Genomic DNA, 21442 nt, shown 5'->3' with positions numbered 1-21442 from the left:
GATGTTCGGGAAACTGACACTCTCGGCCGTGCCTTACCACGAGCCCATCGTCATGGTCACACTGGCCGTCGTCGCCCTGCTGGGCCTCGGCGTGGTCGGTGCGATCACCTACTACCGCAAGTGGACCTACCTGTGGACCGAGTGGCTGACCTCGGTCGACCACAAGAAGATCGGCGTGATGTACATCGTCGTCGCCCTGGTCATGCTGGTCCGCGGCTTCGCCGACGCGATCATGATGCGCGGCCAGTTGGCCCTGGCCGAAGGCGCCAACCACGGCTACCTGCCGCCGGAGCACTACGACCAGATCTTCACCGCGCATGGCGTGATCATGATCATCTTCATGGCCATGCCGTTCATGACCGGCCTGATGAACCTGGCCGTGCCGCTGCAGATCGGCGCGCGCGACGTGGCGTTCCCCTTCCTCAACTCGCTGAGCTTCTGGCTGCTCGTGGTCAGCGCCATGCTGGTCAACGTGTCGCTGGGCCTGGGCGAATTCGCCCGTACCGGCTGGGTGGCCTATCCGCCGCTGTCGGAGCTGGCCTATAGCCCCGGGGTAGGGGTGGACTACTACATCTGGGCGCTACAGATATCCGGGATGGGCACGTTGCTCACGGGGATCAACTTCCTGGTCACCGTGTTCAAGATGCGTGCCCCGGGCATGAAGCTGATGCAGATGCCGATCTTCACCTGGACCTGCACCTTCGCCAACATCCTGATCGTCGCCTCGTTCCCGATCCTCACTGCTGCGCTGGGCCTGCTGTCGCTCGACCGCTACCTGGACATGCACTTCTTCACCAACGAGCTCGGCGGCAACGCCATGATGTACATCAACCTCTTCTGGGCCTGGGGCCATCCCGAGGTGTACATCCTGATCCTGCCGGCCTTCGGTATCTTCTCCGAGGTCACCGCGACCTTCGCCGGCAAGCGCATGTTCGGCTACAAGTCGATGGTCTGGGCCAGCGCCGCGATCACCTTCCTCGGCTTCACCGTGTGGCTGCACCACTTCTTCACCATGGGTTCGGGCGGTGACGTCAACGGCTTCTTCGGCGTGGCCACCATGCTGATCTCGATCCCCACCGGGGTGAAGCTGTTCAACTGGCTGTTCACCATCTACAAGGGCCGCCTGCGCTTCAGCACGCCGATCCTGTGGACCCTGGGCTTCATGGTGACCTTCACCATCGGCGGCATGACCGGCGTCCTGCTGGCCATCCCGGGCGCGGACTTCCTGCTGCACAACAGCCTGTTCCTGATCGCCCACTTCCACAACACCATCATCGGCGGCGCGGTATTCGGCTACCTGGCCGGCTTCGCCTTCTGGTTCCCGAAAGCGTTCGGCTTCACCCTCGACGAGAAGTGGGGCAAGCGTTCCTTCTGGTGCTGGCTGGTGGGCTTCTACATGGCCTTCATGCCGCTCTACATCCTCGGCTTCATGGGCATGACCCGTCGCCTGAACCACTACGACAACCCGCTGTGGAAGCCCTACCTGGTGGTCGCGTTCTTCGGCGCCGTGCTGATCTTCTGCGGCATCGCCTGCCAACTGATCCAGCTGTTCGTCTCGGTCCGCAACCGCAAGCAACTGGCCGACGTCAATGGCGACCCGTGGGAAGGCCGCACCCTGGAATGGGCCACTTCCTCGCCGCCGCCGTTCTACAACTTCGCCGAGCTGCCGAAGGTACAGGACGTGGATGCCTTCCACGACATGAAGAAGGCCGGCACCGCCTACCGCAAGCTGCCGGCCTACCAGCCGATCCACATGCCGAAGAACACCGCCGCGGGCTTCTCCATCGCCGTGTTCGCCTTCGTCTTCGGCTTCGCCGCCATCTGGCATATCTGGTGGCTCATGGCGGTCGGCTTCGTCGGCATGATCGGCTCCTTCATCGTGCGCAGCTACAACCAGGACGTCGACTACTACGTCCAGCCCGAAGAGATCGAGAAGATCGAAAGCGCCCGTTTCCAGCAACTCGCCAAGCAGGTCTGAACCATGTCGACGGCAGTATTGAACAAGCATCTGGCCGACGCCCACGAAGTGGGCCACGACCACGATCATGCACACGATAGCGGCGGCAACACCGTATTCGGTTTCTGGCTCTACCTGATGACCGACTGCGTGCTGTTCGCCAGCGTCTTCGCCACCTACGCGGTGCTGGTTCACCACACCGCCGGCGGCCCCAGCGGCAAGGACATCTTCGAGCTGCCCTACGTGCTGGTGGAAACCGCCATCCTGCTGGTTTCCAGCTGCACCTACGGCCTGGCCATGCTCTCTGCGCACAAGGGCGCCAAGGGCCAGGCGATCGCCTGGCTCGGGGTCACCTTCCTGCTCGGCGCCGCGTTCATCGGGATGGAGATCAACGAGTTCCACCACCTGATCGCCGAAGGTTTCGGCCCGAGCCGAAGCGCCTTCCTGTCGTCCTTCTTCACCCTGGTCGGCATGCACGGCCTGCACGTCAGCGCCGGTCTGCTGTGGATGCTGGTGCTGATGGCGCAGATCTGGACCCGCGGCCTCACCGCGCAGAACAACACCCGGATGATGTGCCTGAGCCTGTTCTGGCACTTCCTCGACATCGTCTGGATCTGCGTCTTCACCGTCGTCTACCTGATGGGGGCCCTGTAATGAGCAGCGCTGCACACGACAACCACGGCGCCGGCCACGGCAGCCTGGGTTCCTACGCGATCGGCTTCGTGCTCTCGGTGATCCTCACCGCGATCCCGTTCTACATGGTCATGGACGGCGGCTTCTCGCGCCACGCGACCATCCTCACCATGGTCGTCCTCGGCCTGGTGCAGGTGGTGGTGCACCTGATCTGCTTCCTGCACATGAACATGTCGTCGGAAGGGCGCTGGAACGTGATGGCGTTCATCTTCACGGTGATCGTCATCCTGCTGGTGGTCGGTCTCTCGCTGTGGATCATCTTCAGCGCCGACATGCTGATGATGCCGATGCCCTGAGGGCCATGACGTGAAGCTGAAACGCTATCTCCTGGTGGCCAAGCCGGGAATCATCTTCGGCAACCTGATCGCGGTGGCGGGGGGATACTTCCTCGCCGCCCGCGGCAGCGTCGAGCCGATGCTGTTGCTGGCCACGGTCATCGGCCTGTCGCTGGTGGTCGCCAGTGGGTGCGTGCTGAACAACTGCATCGACCGCGACATCGACCGGCACATGGAGCGGACCCGCGGGCGAGTCACCGTGACCGGGCAGATCTCGCTGAAGGCTGCCCTGGCCCACGGCCTGGTCCTCGGGGTCGCCGGCTTCGGCCTGCTGTGGTGGCGGACCAACCCGCTGACCACCGCGCTGGCCGGCTTCGGCTACTTCGTCTACGTCGGCCTGTACAGCCTGTGGTTCAAGCGTCGTTCGCAGTACGGCACGCTGGTCGGCAGCCTCTCCGGGGCGATGCCGCCGGTGGTCGGCTACTGCGCGGTGAGCGGCCAGTTCGACGCCGGCGCCGCCTCGCTGCTGGCGATCTTCTGCCTGTGGCAGATGCCGCACTCCTATGCCATCGCCATCTTCCGCCTGAAGGACTACGAGGCGGCTGGCATCCCGGTACTGCCGGTGGCGCGCGGCATCGCGGTGACCAAGATCCACATCGTGCTCTACATCCTCGCCTTCATGGCGGCGACCCTCGCCTTGTGCCTGGGCGGCTACGCCGGCTACGGCTACCTGCTGGTGGCGGTGGCGGTGAGCCTGTGGTGGCTGGCCATCGCCCTGACCGGCTACTGGACCGCCGACGACCGGGTCTGGGCGCGCAAGCTGTTCGCCTTCTCCATCGTCGCCATCACCGCGCTGAGCGTGATGATGTCCATCGACTTCCAGGTGGCGCCCGCCACCCATCTGGTCGCCTCGCTGTTCTGAGGCGACACGCTTTAGGGAAAGCCCCGCCGGTCGATTGGCGGGGCTTTTTTTTGTCTGCGCGATGGCAGGGATGCGGACGCCGCCTGGCAGAAGGGCCGCGCGGCGAGCCCTCTGTTCCGGGACTCTGCCGTTGGTTATCAGATTTTTCCGGGAGCTTTTTCGGAGCTGTCCGGCTTGTGAAAAAAACCCTCCATCAATCAAATGCCAATGATTCTCAATAACCAAGATGGAGTACTTCATGGATCGTCGCAACGAGCCGTCCCCCTTGCCCACCAAACGCCCGCTGGCGCCGCTGATGCTGTTGATGGCCGCCTGCTCCTCGCCGGCCCTGGCCGAGGACGCGGCGCGCAAGGACGATCCCCTGGAACTGGGAGCCGACACGGTCACCGGCGAGCAGGCGTCGTCCAGGGTCGAACGCTCGGCCTCGGCCAAGTACGCCGTGCCGCTGCTGGATACCCCGCAGACCGTCACGGTGGTGCCGCAAAAGGTGATCCAGGAGCAGAACGCCCTGAGCCTGCGCCAGGTGCTGTCCAACGTCTCCGGCATCACCTTCAACGCCGGCGAGGGCGGCGGCGGTTCCGGCGACAGCATCAACATCCGCGGCTTCAGCGCCAACGCCAACATGCAGGTGGACGGGCTGCGCGACAGCGCCCAGACCAGCCGCAGCGACCTGTTCAACCTGGAGGCGGTGGAAGTGATCAAGGGACCGAACTCGGTGTTCGGCGGCGCCGGCACCAGCGGCGGCAGCATCAACATGGTCAGCAAGCAGCCCAAGGCCGAAGCCTTCACCCACCTGGGCGCCGGGCTGGGCACGGACCGCTACCGGCGCCTGACCCTGGACACCAACCAGCCGCTGGAAGGGCTTGGCGAATCGACCGCCTTCCGCCTCAACCTCATGGCCCACCACAACGACGTCGCCGGGCGCGAACAGATCGACAAGCAGCGCTGGGGCATCGCGCCATCCCTGACCTTCGGCCTGGACACCCCGACCCGCCTGACCCTGAGCTACTTCCACCAGCGCGACGAGAACCTTCCCGACTATGGCGTGCCGGCGCTGAACGGGCGCAAGCTGGACGGCGTCAGCCGCCACGATTATTTCGGCTGGCGCAACCTGGACGAGGAACGGATCGACAACGACGTCGCCACCCTCAAGCTCGAACACGATTTCAGCGACGACTTCCAGTTGCAGAACCTCATCCGCTATTCCCACCTGCATCGGGACACGGTGATCTCCGCCTCCCACGTCAACCAGAAGGGCCTGCCGCCGGGTCGCTACCTGCCGGCGGGACCGCAAGCCTACGGGCGCGATTCGAAGACGCGGATGTGGATCAACCAGACCAACCTCACCGGCCGCTTCGATACCTTCGGCCTGGCGCATACGCTGATCGGCGGCTTCGAGCTGTCCCGCGAGACCTACGACCGCACCACCTACTCCTACAACCTGGGCAAGTTCTACCCGGCCAACGGCTTCGACCTGCACAACCCGCCGGGCTACTGGAACGGCCCCACCGACAAGCGCGACAGCGCGCGCAACCGGACCGAACTGGAGGTCAAGGCGCTGTACGCCTTCGACACCATCGCCCTGGACGAGCGCTGGGACCTCAGCCTGGGCCTGCGCTACGACTGGATCGACGGCACCTCGCGGAGCACGCCCTCAGGCAAGCCGACGGTGCGCGCCGACAGTTCCGACGGCAAGCTGAGCACACGGGCGGGGCTGGTATTCAAGCCGCTGGAGAACGGGCGGGTGTACTTCTCCTACGGCACCTCCTTCAACCCCTCGGCGGAACACCTGGTCACTACCGGCTCGGGCGTGACCGAGGCGACCGGAGGCCTGGCGCCGGAGAAGAACAGTACCTACGAGCTGGGCACCAAGTGGGAGTTCCTCGGACGGCGCCTGGAGCTGGACGCGGCGCTGTTCCAGGTGAAGAAGGAGGACGCTCGCGAACGCCTGGCCGACGGCAGCTACGTGCTTGCCGGCGAACAGCGCGTGCGTGGCCTGGAGCTGAGCGCCAGCGGCAAGCTGAACGAGCACTGGGACCTCTTCGCCACCTACACCTACCTCGACAGCGAAACCCTGAAATCCAGCAACCCGCAGCGTGAGGGACAGGCCCTGGGCAATACCCCGCCGCGCTCGTTGAGCCTCTGGAGCACCTACGAACTGCCCGAGGGCGTGACCCTGGGCTATGGCGCACGCTACGTCAGCCAGCGCAACGTCACCTCGGTGGACAACGGCAAGCTGGATGCCTACTGGGTGCACAACATGATGCTCGGCTACCAGGCGACGCGCGACCTGAAACTGCAACTCAACCTCGACAACCTGTTCGACAAGGCCTACGTCGAGCGGGTGCGCCAGGTGTACGGCAACCAGTCGCGCTCCTCGGCCATCGAGTATGGCGACGGTCGCACGGCGATTCTTTCGGCGATCTACGCGTTCTGACGGCAGGCAGGCCATGGAAGCCGGCGCCCACTGCCTGGGCGCCGGTTCTTCCCGGCGATTTCCTCTGAACTTTTTCACTGCGGCGCCTATCAACTCCTTTGCAAGTCATTTTTCAGGGAGCCTCTTCGATGGCACGCAAGAACGCAGTGAAAGACAACCTCGAGCAGATCCAGCACCAGAGCTACAGCGAGCTGCAGGAACTGCTCTCCGAAGCCAACAGCATGCTCGCCGACAGCGCCGCTTTCGCCGGCGACAAGGCCGACAGCGCCCGTGCGCGGATCGGCGCGCTGCTGGAGAAGGCCAACGATGCCCTCGGCAAGGGCGGTAGCGCCGTGGCCGAACGCAGCCGCCACGCGGTGGATGCGACGGAAAGCTATATCGGCGCCAATCCCTGGCAGACCGTGGCCATCACCACCGCGGTGGGCCTGCTCGCCGGCTTCCTGCTCGGGCGTCGCTCCTGAGCACGCGGTCGGTGCCGCACAACGGACTCGTTACCTTCGCTTGAAAAAAGGAATTGCCCATGCTTTCGATCAAGAAGAACCTCGGCCTCCTGGCCATGACCGTGGCCCTGGCGGCCTGCGCCTCCAATCCCAACGACCTGCCGGATTTCCCGGAGCATGAATACGCGGCGACCCAGCAGGTGGGCGAGGGCGTGATCAACGGCGACCTGTACCTGACCAGTGCGTCGGGTGCGATCCAGAAGGGGACCAACACCAAGGTCACCCTGGAGCCTGCGACCAGCTACATGAAGGCCTACTACGCGAAGTTCGGCAACCTCGATGCCGCCAAGCGCGATCCCGACGTGCAACCGCCGGTGCTCGACCCGCGACGCGCCACCTACGTGCGCGAGGCGACCACCGACCAGAACGGTCGCTTCGACTTCGACCACATCCCCAACGGCACCTACTACATTTCCAGCGAGCTGACCTGGAGCGCCCAGAGCGATGGCAAGACCATCACCGAGGGCGGCACCGTCACCAAGCTGGTCACCGTGAGCGGCTCGCAGCCGCAGAAGGTGCTGCTGACCCGCTGACCTCCGGCGGTGTTCGGCCAAAACGGCAAGCCCCTGCCATCGCGGCAGGGGCTTTTTCCTGCCGGCGCGGCCGGACCGCTTGACAGCCAACGGGCCTGCGCCGTAGTTTCGATACCCATGACCTTCGCGACCCTGCTTACCCGCCGCAGCATTATTACCGCCATTCCAGCTATGGCGGGTTAGCCAGCGTCCACTCCGAACCCGCCCTCGAGGCGGGTTCTTCGTTCTGTCTCCTGGGCCAAAACCACCGAACCGGGAGAACAGCATGCAGCACCAGACCCTCCAGAACCTCGTTGGCCGGGCCGACGCCCTGATCAATGCCGGGCAGTTCGATGCCCTGATGGATTTCTACTGCGACGACGCCACCCTGGTGGTCAAGCCGGGCCTCAACGCCTGCGGCAAGGCGCAGATCCGCCAGGCGTTCGACGCCATCGCCCGGCACTTCGAGCACAGCCTGCGAGTGCGCCAGCACGACCTGCGGGTGATCGAGGCGGGAGATACTGCGCTGGTCATGGCCGAGGCGCTGATCGAGTCGAAGGCCGGACGCCTGCAACGTCGGGCCACGTACGTGTTCCGCCAGGAGGCCGATGGCCAGTGGCGCTGCGCGGTGGACAACTCCTACGGCACCGACCTGCTGGCCTCGGTGGCGGCGAGCGCGGAGGCCAGCCGATGAGCGCCTCGACCCTCAGCGCAAGCAAACCCCTGCTGGCCGGCTACGTGGAAAGCATCCTGGCCGCGCCGGTGTACGACGTCGCCGTGGAAACCCCCTTGCAGGTCGCGCCGCAGTTGTCCCAGCGCCTGGGCAACCGGGTGCTGCTCAAGCGCGAGGACCTGCAGCCGGTGTTCTCCTTCAAGATCCGCGGCGCCTACACCCGTGTCGCGCGCCTGAGCGACGAGCAGAAGGCCCGCGGGGTGATCACCGCCTCCGCCGGCAACCATGCCCAGGGCCTGGCCCTGGCGGCGCAGCGCCTGGGCGTGCGGGCGGTGATCGTGATGCCGCGCACCACTCCCGAACTCAAGGTCAAGGGCGTGCTGGCGCGCGGCGGCGAGGCGTTGCTGCACGGCGACGCCTTCCCCGATGCGCTGGCCCATGCCCTGCAACTGGCCGAGCGCGAAGGCATGACCTTCGTCCCACCCTACGACGATCCGGACGTGATCGCCGGACAGGGCACGGTGGCGATGGAGATCCTCCGCCAGCATAGCGGCCGCCTCGACGCGATCTTCGTGCCGGTCGGCGGCGGCAGCCTGATCGCCGGGATCGCCGCCTACGTCAAGCACCTGCGTCCGGATATTCGCGTGATCGGCGTCGAGCCGGAGGATTCCAACTGCCTGCAGGCGGCGCTGGCCGCCGGCGAACGGGTGGTGCTGGGCCAGGTCGGGCTGTTCGCCGACGGGGTGGCGGTGGCGCAGATCGGCGCTTGCAACTTCGAGGTCTGCAAGGACCATGTCGACGAGGTGATCACCGTCGGCAGCGACGAAATCTGCGCGGCGATCAAGGACATCTACGACGACACCCGTTCGATCACCGAGCCGGCCGGCGCCCTGGCCGTAGCGGGGATCAAGAAGTACGTGGCCCGCGAACGCACCGAGGGGCAGACCCTGGTGGCCATCGACTCCGGTGCCAACATCAACTTCGACCGCCTGCGCCACGTTGCCGAGCGCGCCGAACTGGGCGAACAGCGCGAAGCGATCATCGCCGTCACCGTGGCCGAGCGGCCGGGCAGCTTCAAGGCCTTCTGCGCGGCGCTGGGCCGGCGCCAGATCACCGAGTTCAACTACCGCTACCACAGCGACCGCCAGGCCCACCTGTTCGTCGGCGTGCAGACCCATCCGCTCACCGACAGCCGCGCCGACCTGCTCGCCGGCCTGCGCGAGCAGGGCTTCCCGGTACTCGACCTGACCGACAACGAGATGGCCAAGCTGCACATCCGCCACATGGTCGGCGGCCACGGTACCGAGGTGCGCCGCGAGCGGCTGTTCCGCTTCGAGTTTCCCGAACGCCCCGGGGCCTTGCTGAACTTCCTCGACAAGCTCGGCTCGCGCTGGAACATCAGCCTGTTCCACTACCGCAACCACGGCGCCGCCGACGGTCGGGTGCTGGCCGGATTGCAGGTGCCGGACGAGGAGCGCGGCGAGCTGGAGGCGGCGTTGCAAGCCATCGGCTATCCGTACTGGGAGGAAACCCACAACCCGGCCTACCGGCTGTTCGCCGGTTGAGCTGCGCGGCGGTGCGCCAGCGGGACATGGCCCTGTCATGTCCCTCGGCTAGACTCCTGCCAGGGATATCCGCCCAGCGAGGGACATGGCCATGCGCAAGCGCAACCCCCGGCGGGCCACGCCGGAAGAACTGCGGGTCTGCTCGGTACTGAAGGAAAAGGGCACCCGCGAGGAACTCGCCCACCTCGCCGCCCGCGGTGAGTGGAGCAACGTGCCGGCGTACAACGCCAGCCGCGAGCAGATCGCCGACCACCTGGGCAAGAGCGTGTCGCCGGAATCCGACGCCTCGTTCTTCGACTCGCGGCGCTTCAGCGAGGCGATCGTCCTGCTCAAGAGCCGGCCGGTGCTGCTGGTGAAGAACGGTATCTTCGACGAAGCGCCGCTGGCCGGCCTGGAGCAGCGCCTGAAGAAGCATCGCGCCGCGCTGGCCACGCCGATCCGCTCGGTCGGTCGGCTGGAATTGATCGACCACGACAGCATGGACTGGTGCGGTACCGGCTGGCGCATCGAGGACGACCTGATCGTCACCAACCGGCATGTCGCCAGCCTGTTCGCCGAACGCCAGGGCAGCCTGTTCCGCTTCCGTCTCAACCAGGCCGGCAAGCAGGTGCGCACCCGCGTGGACTTCCGCGAGGAATACCGCCAGCCGGAAAGCGACGAGCATGTGATCGCGCGGGTCCTGTGGATTGCCCCGGACGTCTCCGAGGCGCCGGACATGGCGATCCTCCAGGTAGTGAAGGGCGACCTGCTGCCGCCGCCGCTGGTCCTCGCGCGCCAGGATGCCGAGCCGCGCCAGGCGGTGGCGGTGGTCGGCTATCCGGCGCGCGACAGCCGCAACGACGCCGGGGCGATGGAAGATATCTTCGGCAACATCTACGACGTCAAGCGCTTCGCTCCCGGCGAAGTCGTGGGATTGCCCCATGACGCCTGGTACCTGACCCACGACTGCTCGACCCTGGGCGGCAATTCCGGCTCGGCGGTGCTTTCGATCGACGGCGGCGAGGTGGTCGGCCTGCACTTCGGCGGCCAGTTCCGCAAGACCAACTATGCGGTGAAGGCCAGCGTGATCCGCAGCCTGCTGGCGCGTCGCGCCTGGGTGCCGGTGGCCGGGGCGGAGCTGAAGCGCGGCGTGCCGCGCTTCCAGGAAAAGCAGCGCAGTGTCGCCGACCTGGCCGAGCGCAAGGGTTTCGACGAGGCCTTCCTCGGGCCGAAGGCGGCCTTGCCCAAGCCGGGCAAGAGCCACCAGGTGCTGCCGGTGGGCAAGGGCATGCGCCTGGACTACCTGCATTTCTCGGTGGTGATGAGCGCCAGCCGGCGCTTGCCGATCCTCACCGCGGTGAATATCGACGGCGCGCTCAAGCGTTCGCTCAAGCGCAAGGATTCCTGGGGCTTCGACCCGCGCATCGAGGCGGCCGCGCAGGTCGGACACAAGGACTTCTACGGCCCGGCTTCGTTCGACAAGGGCCACATGGTGCGTCGCGAGGATCCCGGCTGGGGCGACAGCGATGCCGTCGCCCGGCAGGCTGAGGACGACACCTTCGTCTACACCAACGCGGTGCCCCAGGTGGCGCAGCTCAACCAGCGCAGCTGGCTGTCGCTGGAGGACTACGTGCTGCAGAACGCCAGGAGCGAGGGCTTCCGCATCTCGGTGTTCACCGGTCCGGTGTTCCGCGACGACGATCCGCTCTACCAGGGCGTGCAGGTGCCGCTGGAGTTCTGGAAGGTGGTGGCGATGATCGACGCCGACAGCGGCGAACTGGGAGTGTCCGCCTACCTGCTGGGGCAGGAAGGGATGATGCCCAGCGAAGGCTTCCGCTACGGTGCGTTCAAGACCTACCAGGTGCCGTTGGCGAAGGTCGAGGCCAGCGCCGACCTGCGTTTCTCCAGCGCCCTGCGCAAGGCCGACGTGCTCGCCGGCACGCCGCTGGAGGAGGCGCTGGAAAGCGGTCGCTTCATCGAGATCGACGGACCGGACGACCTCCTGCTGAGCCGGCCGGGGCCGGCCGGCAAGGGCCGCTGAGGTTCAGGCCGGCTGCCGCCACTCGCGTAGCAGTTCGATGAAGGCGCGCAGCTTGGCCGGTACGTGGCGGCGGTTCAGGTAATACAGCCACATCGGCGGCAGCGGCAGGCAACTGCCAGGCAGCACTTCCACCAGGCGCCCGGCGGCGAGGTCCGCGGCGACCCGCTCGCGGATGAATGCCTGGGCGATCCCTGCGCCGGCGCGGGCCGCCTCGATGATTGCCTCGGTGTCGGTGCTGACGAAGCGTGCCGGCAGGTCCACTTCCAGTTCCCGCCCGTCTTCCCGCAAGCGCCACTTGTGCAGGCGGCCGCTGCGCGGGAAACGGAAGCGCACGGCGGCATGCCCATCGAGGTCGGCGACGCTGGCCGGCGTACCGTGCTCTGCGAGGTAGGCCGGAGTGGCCACCAGCAGGCACGCCAGCGGCGCTGTCAGTTGCACCCCGACCATGCCCGGCTGCAGGGCGTCGGCCAGGCGGATGCCGGCATCCAGTCGTTCCCTGACGATATCCACCAACTGGTCCTCGTAGCGGATCTCCAGTTGTACCTTCGGGTAGCGTCGCACGAACTCGTTGAGCATCGGTGCGATCACCAGGTTCTTCGCCAGGTGCAGGGCGCTGATGCGCAGCTGCCCGGAGGGTTCCGCGAGGCTTTCGCCGAGCGCTTCGCGGGCGCGCACCAGGTCGCGGTAGGGCTGTTCGGTCTGTTCGTGGTAGCGCTGCCCGGCCTCGCTCAGGCTGACCCCGCGGGTGGTGCGGTGGAACAGCTTGAGACGCAGCTCGGCTTCCAGTTGGTTGATCGCCTGGCTCACCGCTGCCGGCGTCACCCCGAGCAGGGCGGCGGCGCGGGTGAAGCTGCCGGTGTCGGCGACCTGCCTGAAGACGTGCAGGCCGGCGAGGGGATCGCGTCGATTCATTGTTAGAAAAACTTGAAAGTCTACGTAGGAGAAGGCCGGTTCTGTTAAAGCTTCGACCTTTCTAGACTGGCCCGCAAGCACTCGATGAGGACGCCGGCCATGTCTACCCACCTGTCTCTGCAACATGCCCAACGCTGCATCGCGGCGGCCATTGCCGAAGCGCAGCGGCAGCGCCTGGCGGTCTGCGTCGCGGTGGTTGACGCCCACGCCAACCTGCTGGCGTTCGTACGGATGGACGACAGCGTTCCCGGCGCCATCGACCTGGCCCAGCGCAAGGCGCGCAGCGCCGCGCTGTTCCGCCTGCCCAGCGGCGAGCTGGGCCGACTCGCCGGGCCGGGCCAGCCGTTGTGGAGCATCGAGCAGAGCAACGGCGGGCTGGCCTGCTTCGCCGGCGGCATGCCGCTGGGCGATGCCGGCGTTTCCTGCCTGGGTGGCGTCGGCGTCTCCGGCGCCAGCGCGGCCCAGGACCAATCCATCGCCGAGGCCGCCGTGGCCATGGCAACAATCCAGAGGTAATCGAGATGAAACAGAAGCGAATCCTGGTGACCGGGGCCGGCAGCGGCTTCGGTCGGGAAGTGGCGTTGCGCCTGGCCGCCCGCGGCCATCGGACGATCGCCGGCGTGCGCGGCGCCGGGCAGGCCGCCGACCTGCGCGAAGAGGCCGGGCGGCGTGGCGTCCCGCTGCGGGTGGAAACCCTCGACATCACCGTCGCCGCCGATCGCGAACGCGCCTGGGAATGGGATATCGACGTGCTGCTGAACAACGCCGGCAGCGCCGAGGCCGGGGCAAGCGCGGAGATCCCGCTGGAACTGGTGCGCGCGCTGTTCGAGACCAACGTGTTCGCCAACCTGGAACTGACCCAGGGTTTCGTCCGGCGCATGGTCGAGCAGAAGCGTGGCGGCAAGGTGCTCTTCGTGTCGTCCATCGCCGGCCTGATCACCGGACCCTATACCGGCCCCTACTGCGCCTCCAAGCATGCCCTGGAGGCCTTCGCCGAGGCCCTGCATGCCGAACTGAAGCCGTTCGGCATCCAGGTTGGCACCATCAATCCCGGCCCGTACCAGACCGGCTTCAACGATCGCATGATGGAAACCTGGAAACGCTGGTACGACCCGCAGCGCCACTTCACCGACCACAGCGGCGTGCGCTTTCCCTTCGAGCAGTACGATCCGGAGGAAATGATCGCGCGGATGGTCGAGCTGGCCGAGGCTGACGAAGGCCCGTTCCGCACCCTGTTGCCGCAAGCTTTCGTCGAGGTGGTGAAGGACGAGCAGGCGCAGGCCTGGCAGCGCCGCCTGTAGCGGTCTGCCGCTGCGCCGGGGAGGACGGCGGCCGGATCGGCGGCCGCCGCTTCGCTCAGCCCCTGCGCAGCAGGACCCGGGTCACCCGGCGTTCTTCCACTTCCACCACCCGCAGTTCCCAGTCCTGCCACTGCAGGCGGTCGCCGATCACCGGCAGGCGGTCGAGCAGGCTCATCACCAGCCCGGCGAGGGTCTGGTAGTCCTCCGTGGCGCGCGCGTCGAACCCCACGCGTCGACGCACCTGGCTGAGGTTCATGGCACCGCTGACCAGATAGCCGTCGTTCTCCTCGACCACGTCCGGACCGTCGATCTCACTGGCGTCGGGCAGCTCGCCGGCGATGGATTCGAGAATGTCGGTCAGGGTCAGCAGGCCGATGAACTCGCCGAACTCGTTGACCACGAAGGCCACGTGGGTCGAGGCCTCGCGCATCTGCTCCAGGGCGTTGAGGATCGAGCAGTCCTGCAACAGGTTGAGCGGCTGGCGGGCCAGGCTTTCCAGGTCCGGCTGGGCGCCGGCGAGCAGCTCCTTGAGCAGTTCCTTCTTGTGCACGTAGCCCAGCGGCTCCTCGACGCGCCCGTCGCGCACCAGCGGCAGGCGCGAGTAGGACGATTCGAGCAGCGCCGCGCGGATCGCCTCGCGGCCGCTGTCGAGGTCGATGCAGTCGACCTCGGCGCGTACCGTCATCAGGCTGCGGATGGGCTTCTCGGCCAATTGCAGCACGCCGCTGATCATCACCCGCTCGCGGCGGTCGAAGACCACCTGGTCGTCGCCCTCCTCGAACAGGTCGGCGACTTCCTCGCCGACCTCGTCGGCCTCCAGGCGCTGGCCGCCGAGCAGGCGCAGCACCGCATGGGCGGTACGCGCGCGCAGCGGGCGGTGGCCCTGCAGGCTCTTCTTGCGGCGCTTGCGGGCGACCTGGTTGAACACCTCGATGAGGATCGAGAAGCCGATGGCCGCGTACAGGTAGCCTTTCGGGATATGGAAGCCCAGGCCCTCGGCGGTCAGGCTGAAGCCGATCATCATCAGGAAGCCCAGGCACAGCATGATCACCGTCGGGTGACGATTGACGAAGCGGGTCAGCGGCTTGCTGGCGACGATCATCAGGCCGATGGAGACGATCACCGCGATCATCATCACTTCCAGGTGCTCGACCATGCCCACCGCGGTGATCACCGCGTCGAGCGAGAACACCGCGTCGAGCACCACGATCTGCGCGACGATCGGCCAGAACAGCGCGTAGGTCTTGTTGCCGGCGTGCTGGGCGACATGGCCTTCGAGGCGTTCGTGCAGCTCCATGGTGGCCTTGAACAGCAGGAACACGCCACCGAACAGCATGATCAGGTCGCGGCCGGAGAAGCTCTTGCCGAATACCTCGAACAGCGGCTCGGTGAGGGTCACCATCCACGAGATGCTCGCCAGCAGGCCCAGGCGCATCAGCAGCGCCAGCGACAGGCCGAGGACCCTGGCGCGGTCGCGCAGGTGCGGCGGCAGCTTGTCGGCGAGGATCGCGATGAACACCAGGTTGTCGATGCCGAGGACGATCTCCAGCACGATCAGGGTCGCCAGGCCGAGCCAGGCAGTCGGGTCAGCTATCCATTCCATGTGCGCTTACCTCCCGGTCCGGCTGGCCGTCGCGCTGGCGCGACGCTGCACGGCGCGGCTGCGGCAGCCGGCGGTGACGGAGGGGGACGAGGCGAGGGATTCGGCGTCGAGGGGCGGACGCAGGTGGCGAAGGCGAAGCGGGGAGGGTTGTCCGGAAGGACGACTGGGGGGCTCCGAAAGGGTGGTCATGATGGCCATTGAGAGTCAAAGGGAAGTCGATCCTACTGTGTCGCGGGCCCTCGCCACAGCGGGAAACTATTACAAAACCTTAGGCGAAACCCGTGCCGGCGCTAGACTGGGCGGAACCCCGCCACTGCGAGCAGACATGAGCACCGAGGATTTCGACGCGATCACCGCCACCACCCTGGCCGACTACCAGCGCAACGCCGAAGGCTTCCGCGAGGGCACCCGCGGCCATGACGTGAGCCAGAACGTCGAGGCGCTGCTGCGCCATATCGACGGGTCGCCGCCGTACCGGATCCTCGATTTCGGCTGCGGTCCCGGGCGCGACCTGGCCACCTTCCGCCGCCTCGGCCACCAGCCGGTGGGACTCGAAGGCACGCCGCGCTTCGTCGAGATGGCCAGGGCCGACAGCGGTTGCGAGGTATGGCAACAGAATTTCCTGGCGCTGCGACTGCCGGCCGGGCACTTCGACGGCATCTTCGCCAACGCCAGCCTGTTCCATGTGCCCGGCAGCGCCTTGCCGCGGGTGCTCGGCGAACTCTTCGAAGCGCTGCGGCCGGGCGGCGTGCTGTTCAGCTCCAACCCGCGCGGCGACAACCGCGAGGGCTGGAATGGCCAACGCTACGGTGCCTACCACGATTACCCGGCCTGGAAACGCCTACTGGAGGAAGCCGGTTTCGTCGAGCTGGAGCACTACTACCGGCCGCCGGGCCTGCCGCGCGAGCAGCAGCCCTGGCTGGCGAGCGTCTGGCGGCGCCCCGTCTGAAGGCGCTACAGGGTCTGCCGGTGCGGCGTGCCGAGCACGCTGCGGTACTGGTCGAGGCGCTTCGGCGAGAGGTCGCTGCGTTCCAGGCTGTCGAGGGCGTAGGACTTGATTTCGGCGTCGCTGTAGGGGCGTTCGACGCTGCGCGGCGGGTTGGCGCAACCGGCCAGGACGACCAGGCTGGCGGCCAGGGAGACGATCAGGGACTTGCTCATGGCGGATTCCTCGAAATGTTCCTCGATGCTATCGGTGGTCCCCCCTGTCCAGGAAATCAGGCCTATTAATAATGAATATCTGGCGAATTGAGTCTAGGTCCCGCCAGCCGTGGGTTCTAGTCGACCAAAGGCGAGGTTGTGGCGGCATGTTTCGCCAACCGGCCGCGCGCTCGCGGTCCGGTCGGCTAGGGGGTTCAACCGGCCGCCTGCGGCAGGCTCGGGTAGTCGGTGTAGCCGGCGGCGCCGCCACCGAAGTAGGTCGAGCGGTCGCCGTCGGCCAGCGCCAGGTCGTGCTCCAGGCGGTAGGGCAGGTCGGGGTTGGCGATGAACGGCCGGCCGAAGCCGATCAGGTCGGCCCAGCCCCTGGCCAGGGCTTCCTCGGCGCGCGCCTTGGTGTACATGCCGGAGTAGATCAGGCTGCCACGGTAGACGATGCGCAACGCTTCCTTGAACGCCGCCGGCATGGCCGGGGCGTCTTCCCAGTCGGCCTCGGCGATGTGGATGTAGGCCACGCGGATCTCGTCCAGTAGCCGCGCCGCGGCCAGGTAGGTGGCTTGCGGGGTGTCGTCGACCGCGCCCTGCAGGGTGGTCAGCGGCGCCAGGCGCACGCCGATGCGCTCCCTGCCGACCACCGCGGTGACCGCCTCGGCGACTTCGCGGAGGAAGCGCAGGCGGTTCTCCAGCGAGCCGCCGTATTGGTCGTTGCGCGCATTGGCCTGGGAGTCGATGAACTGGTTGATCAGGTAGCCGTTGGCGCCGTGCAGTTCGACCCCGTCGAAGCCGGCGTCGAGGGCGTTGCGTGCGGCCTGGGCATAGTCGGCGACGATCTCCCGGATTTCCTCCACGGCCAGTGCGCGCGGCGCCGAGTGCTGGACCATCTCGCCGCCGCCGGCCTGCGCTCCGCGGCCCTGGGGATCGACGAAGACCTTCACGCCTTCGGCCACCAGCGCCGAGGAGGACACCGGGGCGGCGTTGCCCGGTTGCAGCGAGGTGTGCGAGACCCTGCCGACGTGCCAGAGCTGGGCGAAGATGCGCCCGCCGGCGGCGTGCACCGCGTCGGTGACCTGGCGCCAGCCGGCGACCTGCTCGGCGCTGTGGATGCCCGGTGTCCAGGCGTAGCCCTGGCCCTGCCGGCTGATCTGGGTGCCTTCGGAAACAATCAGGCCGGCGCCGGCGCGCTGGCTGTAGTACTCGGCCATCAGCGCGGTGGCGACTTCGCCACTGGCGGCGCGGGAACGGGTCATCGGCGGCATGACGATGCGATTGGGGAGGGTCAGGTGGCCAAGGGCATAGGGGCTGAACAGCATGATGGCGATCTCGCTCGTGAGGCCGGCCGCGGCGCGGCGTACTGGAAGAAGGTGGGCGCATTATTGGCGGAACGATTCGTGCGAAAAACCGCTGCCGGGGAAAATGACACTTGAGTTCAATTCATGAATGCCCGGATAGCGCGTTCCCCACACCGGCGGGTAGGGCGCACCGAGGGAGGAGGAATGGCCTATGACGCGCTGCGTCAGGCGGGTAGGGCGAATAACGCCCCCGGCGTTATCCGCCGAGCGGAATCGCAGGCGGGTGAGAAATGTCGGATGAAGCATCGCGCCCTGCGCCAGGCGGGCAGGGCGAAGAGGGCGCTCCGGCCTATTGCAGGCCGTACTTCTTCACCTTGTCGAACAGTGTGGTCTTGGCCATGCCCAGGTCCTGGCTGGCCTGGGTCAGGTTGCCGTGGTGGCGGGCCAGGGCGTCGCCGAGCAGGGCCTTCTCGAATGCCTCCACCGCTTCGGCGAAGCGCGGGCCGCCGGTCTGTACGGCCTGGCCGCCCTTGTTGAACACCGGCAGGCCGAGGGCGAAGCGTTCGGCGACGTTGCGCAGTTCGCGTACGTTGCCCGGCCAGTCGTGGGCCATCAGGCTGGCCACGGTGGCACGGTCGAGTTCCGGCGCGGGGCGGTCGAAGCGCAGCGAGGACTGCTGGAGGAAGTGTTCGAAGAGCAGCAGGATGTCCTCGCGGCGGTCGCGCAGCGCCGGCAGTTCCAGGCTCACCACGTTGAGCCGGTAGTAGAGGTCGCTGCGGAACTGGCCGCTCTTGCCCATGGCGGCGAGGTCTGCCTTGGTCGCCGCGATCACCCGGCAGTCCACCGGGATCGACTGGTTCGAGCCGAGGCGTTCCAGGGTGTGTTCCTGCAACACCCGCAGCAGCTTGATCTGCAGGTTGACCGGCATGCTCTCGATCTCGTCGAGGAACAGCGTGCCGCCGTTGGCATGCTCGATCTTGCCGATCCGCCGCTTGTTGGCACCGGTGAAGGCGTGCGCCTCGTGGCCGAATATCTCGCTGTCGAACAGGTTCTCCGGCAGGCCGCCGCAGTTCAGCGCGACGAAGGCATGCTGGTGGCGCCGGCTATAGTCGTGGAGGCAACGCGCCACCAGCTCCTTGCCGGTGCCGGTCTCGCCGAGGATCAGCACGTTGGCCGAGGTGTCGCCGACGTTGGCGATCAGCTCGCGCAACGCCTGGATCGCCGGCGAGCGGCCGATGATCCGTTGCGCCAGGTCCTGGCGGCCGGCCAACTGGCGACGCAGCGCGCTGACCTCGCGGGCCAGCCCGCGCTGCTCCAGGGCGCGGCGGGCGACCTCGACCAGGCGTTCCGGAGAGAAGGGCTTCTCCATGAAGTCGTAGGCGCCGGCGTGCATCGCCTGTACCGCCATGGAGATGTCGCCGTGACCGGTGATCAGCACCACCGGCAGGCTCGGGTCGAGGGCCTTGAGACGCTCCAGCAGGGTCAGGCCGTCGATGCCGGGCAGGCGGATGTCGCTGACGACGATGCCGGCGAAGTCGCGGTCGACCCGTTGCAGCGCCTCCTCGGCGCTGCCGACGCCGATGCAGGGGATGTCCTCCAGCTCCAGCGCCTGCTGGCAGCCGAGCAAGACATGCGGATCGTCTTCGACGATCAGGACGGAAAGCGGCTCGTTCATCGGGCGGGACTCGCAGTCGGGGAATCGGGAACCAGGGACAGGCTCAGCTCGAAGGCGGTTCCGCCGCTTTCGGGGTGCTGCACGCTGAGGCTGCCGCCGGCGGCGGTGGCCAGGCTGGCCGAGAGGGTCAGGCCGAGGCCCAGGCCATGTTCGCCGGGCTTGGTGGTGAAGAAGGGTTCGAACAGGTGGACGCGCGCCGCCGGCGGGATACCGGGGCCGTTGTCGCGCACGCGCAGGACGTAGCGCTCCTCCTCGCGCCGGCCTTCCAGCCAGAGCTGGCGGTCGGCCTGCCCGCTCATGGCGTCGAGGGCGTTGGCCAGCAGGTTGACCAGGATCTGTTCCAGGCGGGTCTGGTCGATGCCCAGGCGCACGTCGTCGAAATGCCGGTGCAGGGTCGGCGGGTCCTGCTCCAGGCGCCCGTGCAGGATCAGCAGCGCCGCGTCCACCGCCTTGGCCAGGCTGGCCTGGCCGGCGTCGTCGCTGCGCCGGGCGAAGGCACGCAGGCTGGCGGTGATGCGGCCCATGCGGTCGACCAGTTCGTTGATGGTGGCGAGGTTGGTGCTGGCGGTCTCCAGCTTGCCGCGCTGGAGGAAGCGCACGGTGTTGCCGGACAGCGTACGCAGCGCCGCCAGCGGTTGGTTGAGTTCGTGGGCGATGCTGGTGGACATCTGCCCGATCACCGCCAGCTTGCCGGCCTGGACCAGTTCGTCCTGGGCCTTGCGCAGGGTGTCCTCGGCCTGCTGGCGCTCGTGGATCTCGGCGGTCAGGCGTGCGTTGCTGGCCTGCAGGTCGGCGGTACGTTCGGCGATCTTCACTTCCAGCTCGCCGTTGGCCCGTTGCAGCGCCTCGCGCGCGGCGAGGCGGGTGGCGAGTACCTTGCGCCGCTCGTTCCAGGCGATCAGCAGGAATGCCAGGAGGGCGAAACCGATGGCGGCCAGCATGCCGTTGCGTACCGCGTCGCGGCGCAGGTCTTCCAGCGGGCTGAGCAGGGTCAGGTTCCACGGTGTGTCGTTCAGCGCGCGGGTCTGCGCCAGGTAGGTGACCGCTTCGCCGCGCGGATGCTGCTCATCGGCGGGGAAGCTGAGCTTCTCCACACCGGCGGCCAGCGGCTCGCGCTGCAGCGGTTGCCACTCGTTCAGCGCCCACCAGTAGTACTGCATGCTGCGCGCCAGGCGCTCCTTGTCGTCGGCGCTCAGGGAGCGCACCGCCTTCAGGCGCAGGGCGGGGTTGCTGGAGAGGATGATGATGCCGTTCTCGTCGCTGACGAAGGCTTCCAGGCGCGCCTTCTCCCAGCGTTCCTCGAGGGCGTCCATCTTCACCTTGACCACCGCCACGCCGATGATCCGGCCGCCGTGGACCAGGCCGTGGGCCAGGTAGTAGCCCGGCTCGCCGCGGGTGCTGCCGATGCCGTAGAAGCGGCCCGGCTTGCCCTTCATCGCGTCCTGCCAGTAGGCGCGGAACGACAGGTCCTCGCCGAGGTAGCTGTCCGGGTCGCTCCAGTTGCTGGTGGCCAGGACCCGGCCGTTGGTGTCCAGCAGGTACACCGCGCGGCTGCCGGCGCGGCGGTTGAGGCCTTCGAGGTAGGCGTTGACCTGGTTGCGCCGGTATGGCGTCGGGTCGGTGAGCAGGTGACTGACGCTGCGCTCCAGCTCCAGCAGGCTGGGCAGGTAGGTGTACTTGCTGATCTCGCTCTCGACCGTCCGTGCATGCAGCTCCAGCTGGCGTTCGCCATTCTCGGCGAGGGCACGGATGCCGGCGCTCTCGCTGATCCGGTAGCCGCCGTAGCCGAAGCCGAGCATCAGCAGGAGCAGGGGAATGGGGAGCAGCAACTGGCGGACGAGGCGGGGCTTCACGGTCAGTGACGGAGGTACGCTGCAGGGCGGGTCGGGGGATTCCATCACAGTCGTCGCGGCTAGGCCAGCCCGCCGCCACGATGGGCGGCGGAGCGGG

19 protein-coding genes are annotated in these 21442 nt (G+C 67.3%); 13 read left to right on the top strand and 6 right to left on the bottom strand.

Annotated elements, in window-relative coordinates; genetic code table 11:
• The first annotated feature begins 1 nt into the window (after window position 1).
• From cyoB to ACI766_RS18450, 10 genes are all read left to right on the top strand, one after another.
• On the top strand, window positions 2-1978 hold the full coding sequence (gene cyoB / locus ACI766_RS18495) for a cytochrome o ubiquinol oxidase subunit I (RefSeq protein ID WP_003082705.1): 1977 nt from the start codon (window positions 2-4) through the stop codon (window positions 1976-1978).
• A gap of 3 nt (window positions 1979-1981) precedes the next feature.
• A complete protein-coding gene (cyoC, locus tag ACI766_RS18490; protein ID WP_003086858.1) occupies window positions 1982-2611 on the top strand; it encodes a cytochrome o ubiquinol oxidase subunit III in 630 nt (209 codons plus the stop codon).
• Window positions 2611-2946, top strand: coding sequence for a cytochrome o ubiquinol oxidase subunit IV (cyoD, locus tag ACI766_RS18485; RefSeq protein WP_003109258.1), 336 nt, complete (start codon window positions 2611-2613; stop codon window positions 2944-2946). The genes cyoC and cyoD overlap by 1 nt, the downstream gene beginning before the upstream one ends.
• 10 nt (window positions 2947-2956) lie before the next feature.
• Window positions 2957-3847 carry a heme o synthase gene (gene cyoE / locus ACI766_RS18480; RefSeq protein ID WP_003082726.1) on the top strand — a complete coding sequence of 297 codons (891 nt, stop codon included), beginning with the start codon at window positions 2957-2959 and terminating at the stop codon, window positions 3845-3847.
• Between the two features lie 238 nt (window positions 3848-4085).
• Window positions 4086-6284 carry a TonB-dependent receptor gene (locus ACI766_RS18475; RefSeq protein ID WP_087823862.1) on the top strand — a complete coding sequence of 733 codons (2199 nt, stop codon included), beginning with the start codon at window positions 4086-4088 and terminating at the stop codon, window positions 6282-6284.
• A 128-nt stretch (window positions 6285-6412) separates the two neighbouring features.
• Window positions 6413-6745, top strand: coding sequence for a DUF883 family protein (locus tag ACI766_RS18470; RefSeq protein ID WP_003082731.1), 333 nt, complete (start codon window positions 6413-6415; stop codon window positions 6743-6745).
• Window positions 6746-6804: 59 nt separating this feature from the next.
• Window positions 6805-7317, top strand: a complete 513-nt coding sequence (locus ACI766_RS18465) for a prealbumin-like fold domain-containing protein (RefSeq protein WP_003082734.1) — start codon at window positions 6805-6807, stop codon at window positions 7315-7317.
• Window positions 7318-7582: 265 nt separating this feature from the next.
• Entirely contained in the window at window positions 7583-7990 is a 408-nt protein-coding gene (locus tag ACI766_RS18460; protein WP_003133421.1) for a YybH family protein, read from the top strand.
• The gene (gene ilvA, locus ACI766_RS18455; protein ID WP_003082739.1) at window positions 7987-9534 is read left to right on the top strand and encodes a threonine ammonia-lyase, biosynthetic; all 1548 of its coding nucleotides are present in this window, start codon (window positions 7987-7989) and stop codon (window positions 9532-9534) included. Before ACI766_RS18460 ends, ilvA begins: the two co-directional genes overlap by 4 nt.
• 91 nt (window positions 9535-9625) lie before the next feature.
• On the top strand, window positions 9626-11554 hold the full coding sequence (locus ACI766_RS18450; RefSeq protein ID WP_003159877.1) for a DNA/RNA non-specific endonuclease: 1929 nt from the start codon (window positions 9626-9628) through the stop codon (window positions 11552-11554).
• A gap of 3 nt (window positions 11555-11557) precedes the next feature.
• Here ACI766_RS18450 and ACI766_RS18445 read toward each other — a convergent pair whose 3' ends face one another.
• The gene (locus ACI766_RS18445; RefSeq protein WP_003109254.1) at window positions 11558-12466 is read right to left on the bottom strand and encodes a LysR family transcriptional regulator; all 909 of its coding nucleotides are present in this window, start codon (window positions 12464-12466) and stop codon (window positions 11558-11560) included.
• 84 nt (window positions 12467-12550) lie between these two features.
• On the opposite strand from ACI766_RS18445, the gene ACI766_RS18440 reads away from it, so the two are divergent.
• Both ACI766_RS18440 and ACI766_RS18435 read left to right on the top strand, forming a co-directional pair.
• Entirely contained in the window at window positions 12551-12982 is a 432-nt protein-coding gene (locus ACI766_RS18440; protein WP_004348825.1) for a GlcG/HbpS family heme-binding protein, read from the top strand.
• Between the two features lie 5 nt (window positions 12983-12987).
• Complete coding sequence (locus ACI766_RS18435; RefSeq protein ID WP_003112376.1) at window positions 12988-13767, top strand: SDR family oxidoreductase; 780 nt, start codon at window positions 12988-12990, stop codon at window positions 13765-13767.
• 55 nt (window positions 13768-13822) lie between these two features.
• On the opposite strand, the gene ACI766_RS18430 is transcribed toward ACI766_RS18435, so the two are convergent.
• Window positions 13823-15370 (bottom strand): TerC family protein, encoded by a 1548-nt coding sequence (locus ACI766_RS18430; protein ID WP_003082751.1) that lies wholly within the window; start codon window positions 15368-15370, stop codon window positions 13823-13825.
• Between the two features lie 325 nt (window positions 15371-15695).
• Here ACI766_RS18430 and ACI766_RS18425 point away from each other — a divergent pair, with 325 nt between their 5' ends.
• Window positions 15696-16319 carry a class I SAM-dependent DNA methyltransferase gene (locus ACI766_RS18425; protein WP_003449511.1) on the top strand — a complete coding sequence of 208 codons (624 nt, stop codon included), beginning with the start codon at window positions 15696-15698 and terminating at the stop codon, window positions 16317-16319.
• A gap of 5 nt (window positions 16320-16324) precedes the next feature.
• Here the strand turns inward: ACI766_RS18425 and ACI766_RS18420 are convergent, their stop codons facing one another.
• The 4 genes from ACI766_RS18420 to ACI766_RS18405 form a co-directional block, all read right to left on the bottom strand.
• A complete protein-coding gene (locus ACI766_RS18420) occupies window positions 16325-16531 on the bottom strand; it encodes a hypothetical protein (protein WP_003086874.1) in 207 nt (68 codons plus the stop codon).
• A gap of 194 nt (window positions 16532-16725) precedes the next feature.
• The gene (locus ACI766_RS18415) at window positions 16726-17838 is read right to left on the bottom strand and encodes an alkene reductase (protein ID WP_003449515.1); all 1113 of its coding nucleotides are present in this window, start codon (window positions 17836-17838) and stop codon (window positions 16726-16728) included.
• Window positions 17839-18166: 328 nt separating this feature from the next.
• Window positions 18167-19444, bottom strand: a complete 1278-nt coding sequence (locus ACI766_RS18410; protein WP_003082756.1) for a sigma-54-dependent transcriptional regulator — start codon at window positions 19442-19444, stop codon at window positions 18167-18169.
• A 44-nt stretch (window positions 19445-19488) separates the two neighbouring features.
• Complete coding sequence (locus ACI766_RS18405; RefSeq protein ID WP_003115580.1) at window positions 19489-21390, bottom strand: sensor histidine kinase; 1902 nt, start codon at window positions 21388-21390, stop codon at window positions 19489-19491.
• Window positions 21391-21442: the final 52 nt, after the last annotated feature.

Origin of the sequence: Pseudomonas sp. DL (genome assembly GCF_047199225.1) — a bacterium.
Classification (GTDB): domain Bacteria; phylum Pseudomonadota; class Gammaproteobacteria; order Pseudomonadales; family Pseudomonadaceae; genus Pseudomonas; species Pseudomonas aeruginosa.
The sequence above is the reverse complement of the archived record's forward strand: the minus strand, read 5'-3'. Positions and strand labels throughout refer to the sequence as shown.

What these genes read in the sequence shown, in the direction of transcription:
- ACI766_RS18430 (WP_003082751.1), bottom strand. Translation starts at nt 15,370, where the DNA reads ATGGAATGGATAGCTGACCCGACTGCCTGGCTCGGCCTGGCGACCCTG.
- ACI766_RS18405 (WP_003115580.1), bottom strand. Translation starts at nt 21,390, where the DNA reads ATGGAATCCCCCGACCCGCCCTGCAGCGTACCTCCGTCACTGACCGTG.
- ACI766_RS18415 (WP_003449515.1), bottom strand. Translation starts at nt 17,838, where the DNA reads ATGCTGTTCAGCCCCTATGCCCTTGGCCACCTGACCCTCCCCAATCGC.
- cyoB (WP_003082705.1), top strand. Translation starts at nt 2, where the DNA reads ATGTTCGGGAAACTGACACTCTCGGCCGTGCCTTACCACGAGCCCATC.
- ACI766_RS18435 (WP_003112376.1), top strand. Translation starts at nt 12,988, where the DNA reads ATGAAACAGAAGCGAATCCTGGTGACCGGGGCCGGCAGCGGCTTCGGT.
- ACI766_RS18475 (WP_087823862.1), top strand. Translation starts at nt 4,086, where the DNA reads ATGGATCGTCGCAACGAGCCGTCCCCCTTGCCCACCAAACGCCCGCTG.
- ACI766_RS18460 (WP_003133421.1), top strand. Translation starts at nt 7,583, where the DNA reads ATGCAGCACCAGACCCTCCAGAACCTCGTTGGCCGGGCCGACGCCCTG.
- ACI766_RS18445 (WP_003109254.1), bottom strand. Translation starts at nt 12,466, where the DNA reads ATGAATCGACGCGATCCCCTCGCCGGCCTGCACGTCTTCAGGCAGGTC.
- ACI766_RS18420 (WP_003086874.1), bottom strand. Translation starts at nt 16,531, where the DNA reads ATGAGCAAGTCCCTGATCGTCTCCCTGGCCGCCAGCCTGGTCGTCCTG.
- ACI766_RS18465 (WP_003082734.1), top strand. Translation starts at nt 6,805, where the DNA reads ATGCTTTCGATCAAGAAGAACCTCGGCCTCCTGGCCATGACCGTGGCC.
- ACI766_RS18450 (WP_003159877.1), top strand. Translation starts at nt 9,626, where the DNA reads ATGCGCAAGCGCAACCCCCGGCGGGCCACGCCGGAAGAACTGCGGGTC.
- ACI766_RS18470 (WP_003082731.1), top strand. Translation starts at nt 6,413, where the DNA reads ATGGCACGCAAGAACGCAGTGAAAGACAACCTCGAGCAGATCCAGCAC.
- ilvA (WP_003082739.1), top strand. Translation starts at nt 7,987, where the DNA reads ATGAGCGCCTCGACCCTCAGCGCAAGCAAACCCCTGCTGGCCGGCTAC.
- ACI766_RS18440 (WP_004348825.1), top strand. Translation starts at nt 12,551, where the DNA reads ATGAGGACGCCGGCCATGTCTACCCACCTGTCTCTGCAACATGCCCAA.
- cyoC (WP_003086858.1), top strand. Translation starts at nt 1,982, where the DNA reads ATGTCGACGGCAGTATTGAACAAGCATCTGGCCGACGCCCACGAAGTG.
- ACI766_RS18425 (WP_003449511.1), top strand. Translation starts at nt 15,696, where the DNA reads ATGAGCACCGAGGATTTCGACGCGATCACCGCCACCACCCTGGCCGAC.
- cyoD (WP_003109258.1), top strand. Translation starts at nt 2,611, where the DNA reads ATGAGCAGCGCTGCACACGACAACCACGGCGCCGGCCACGGCAGCCTG.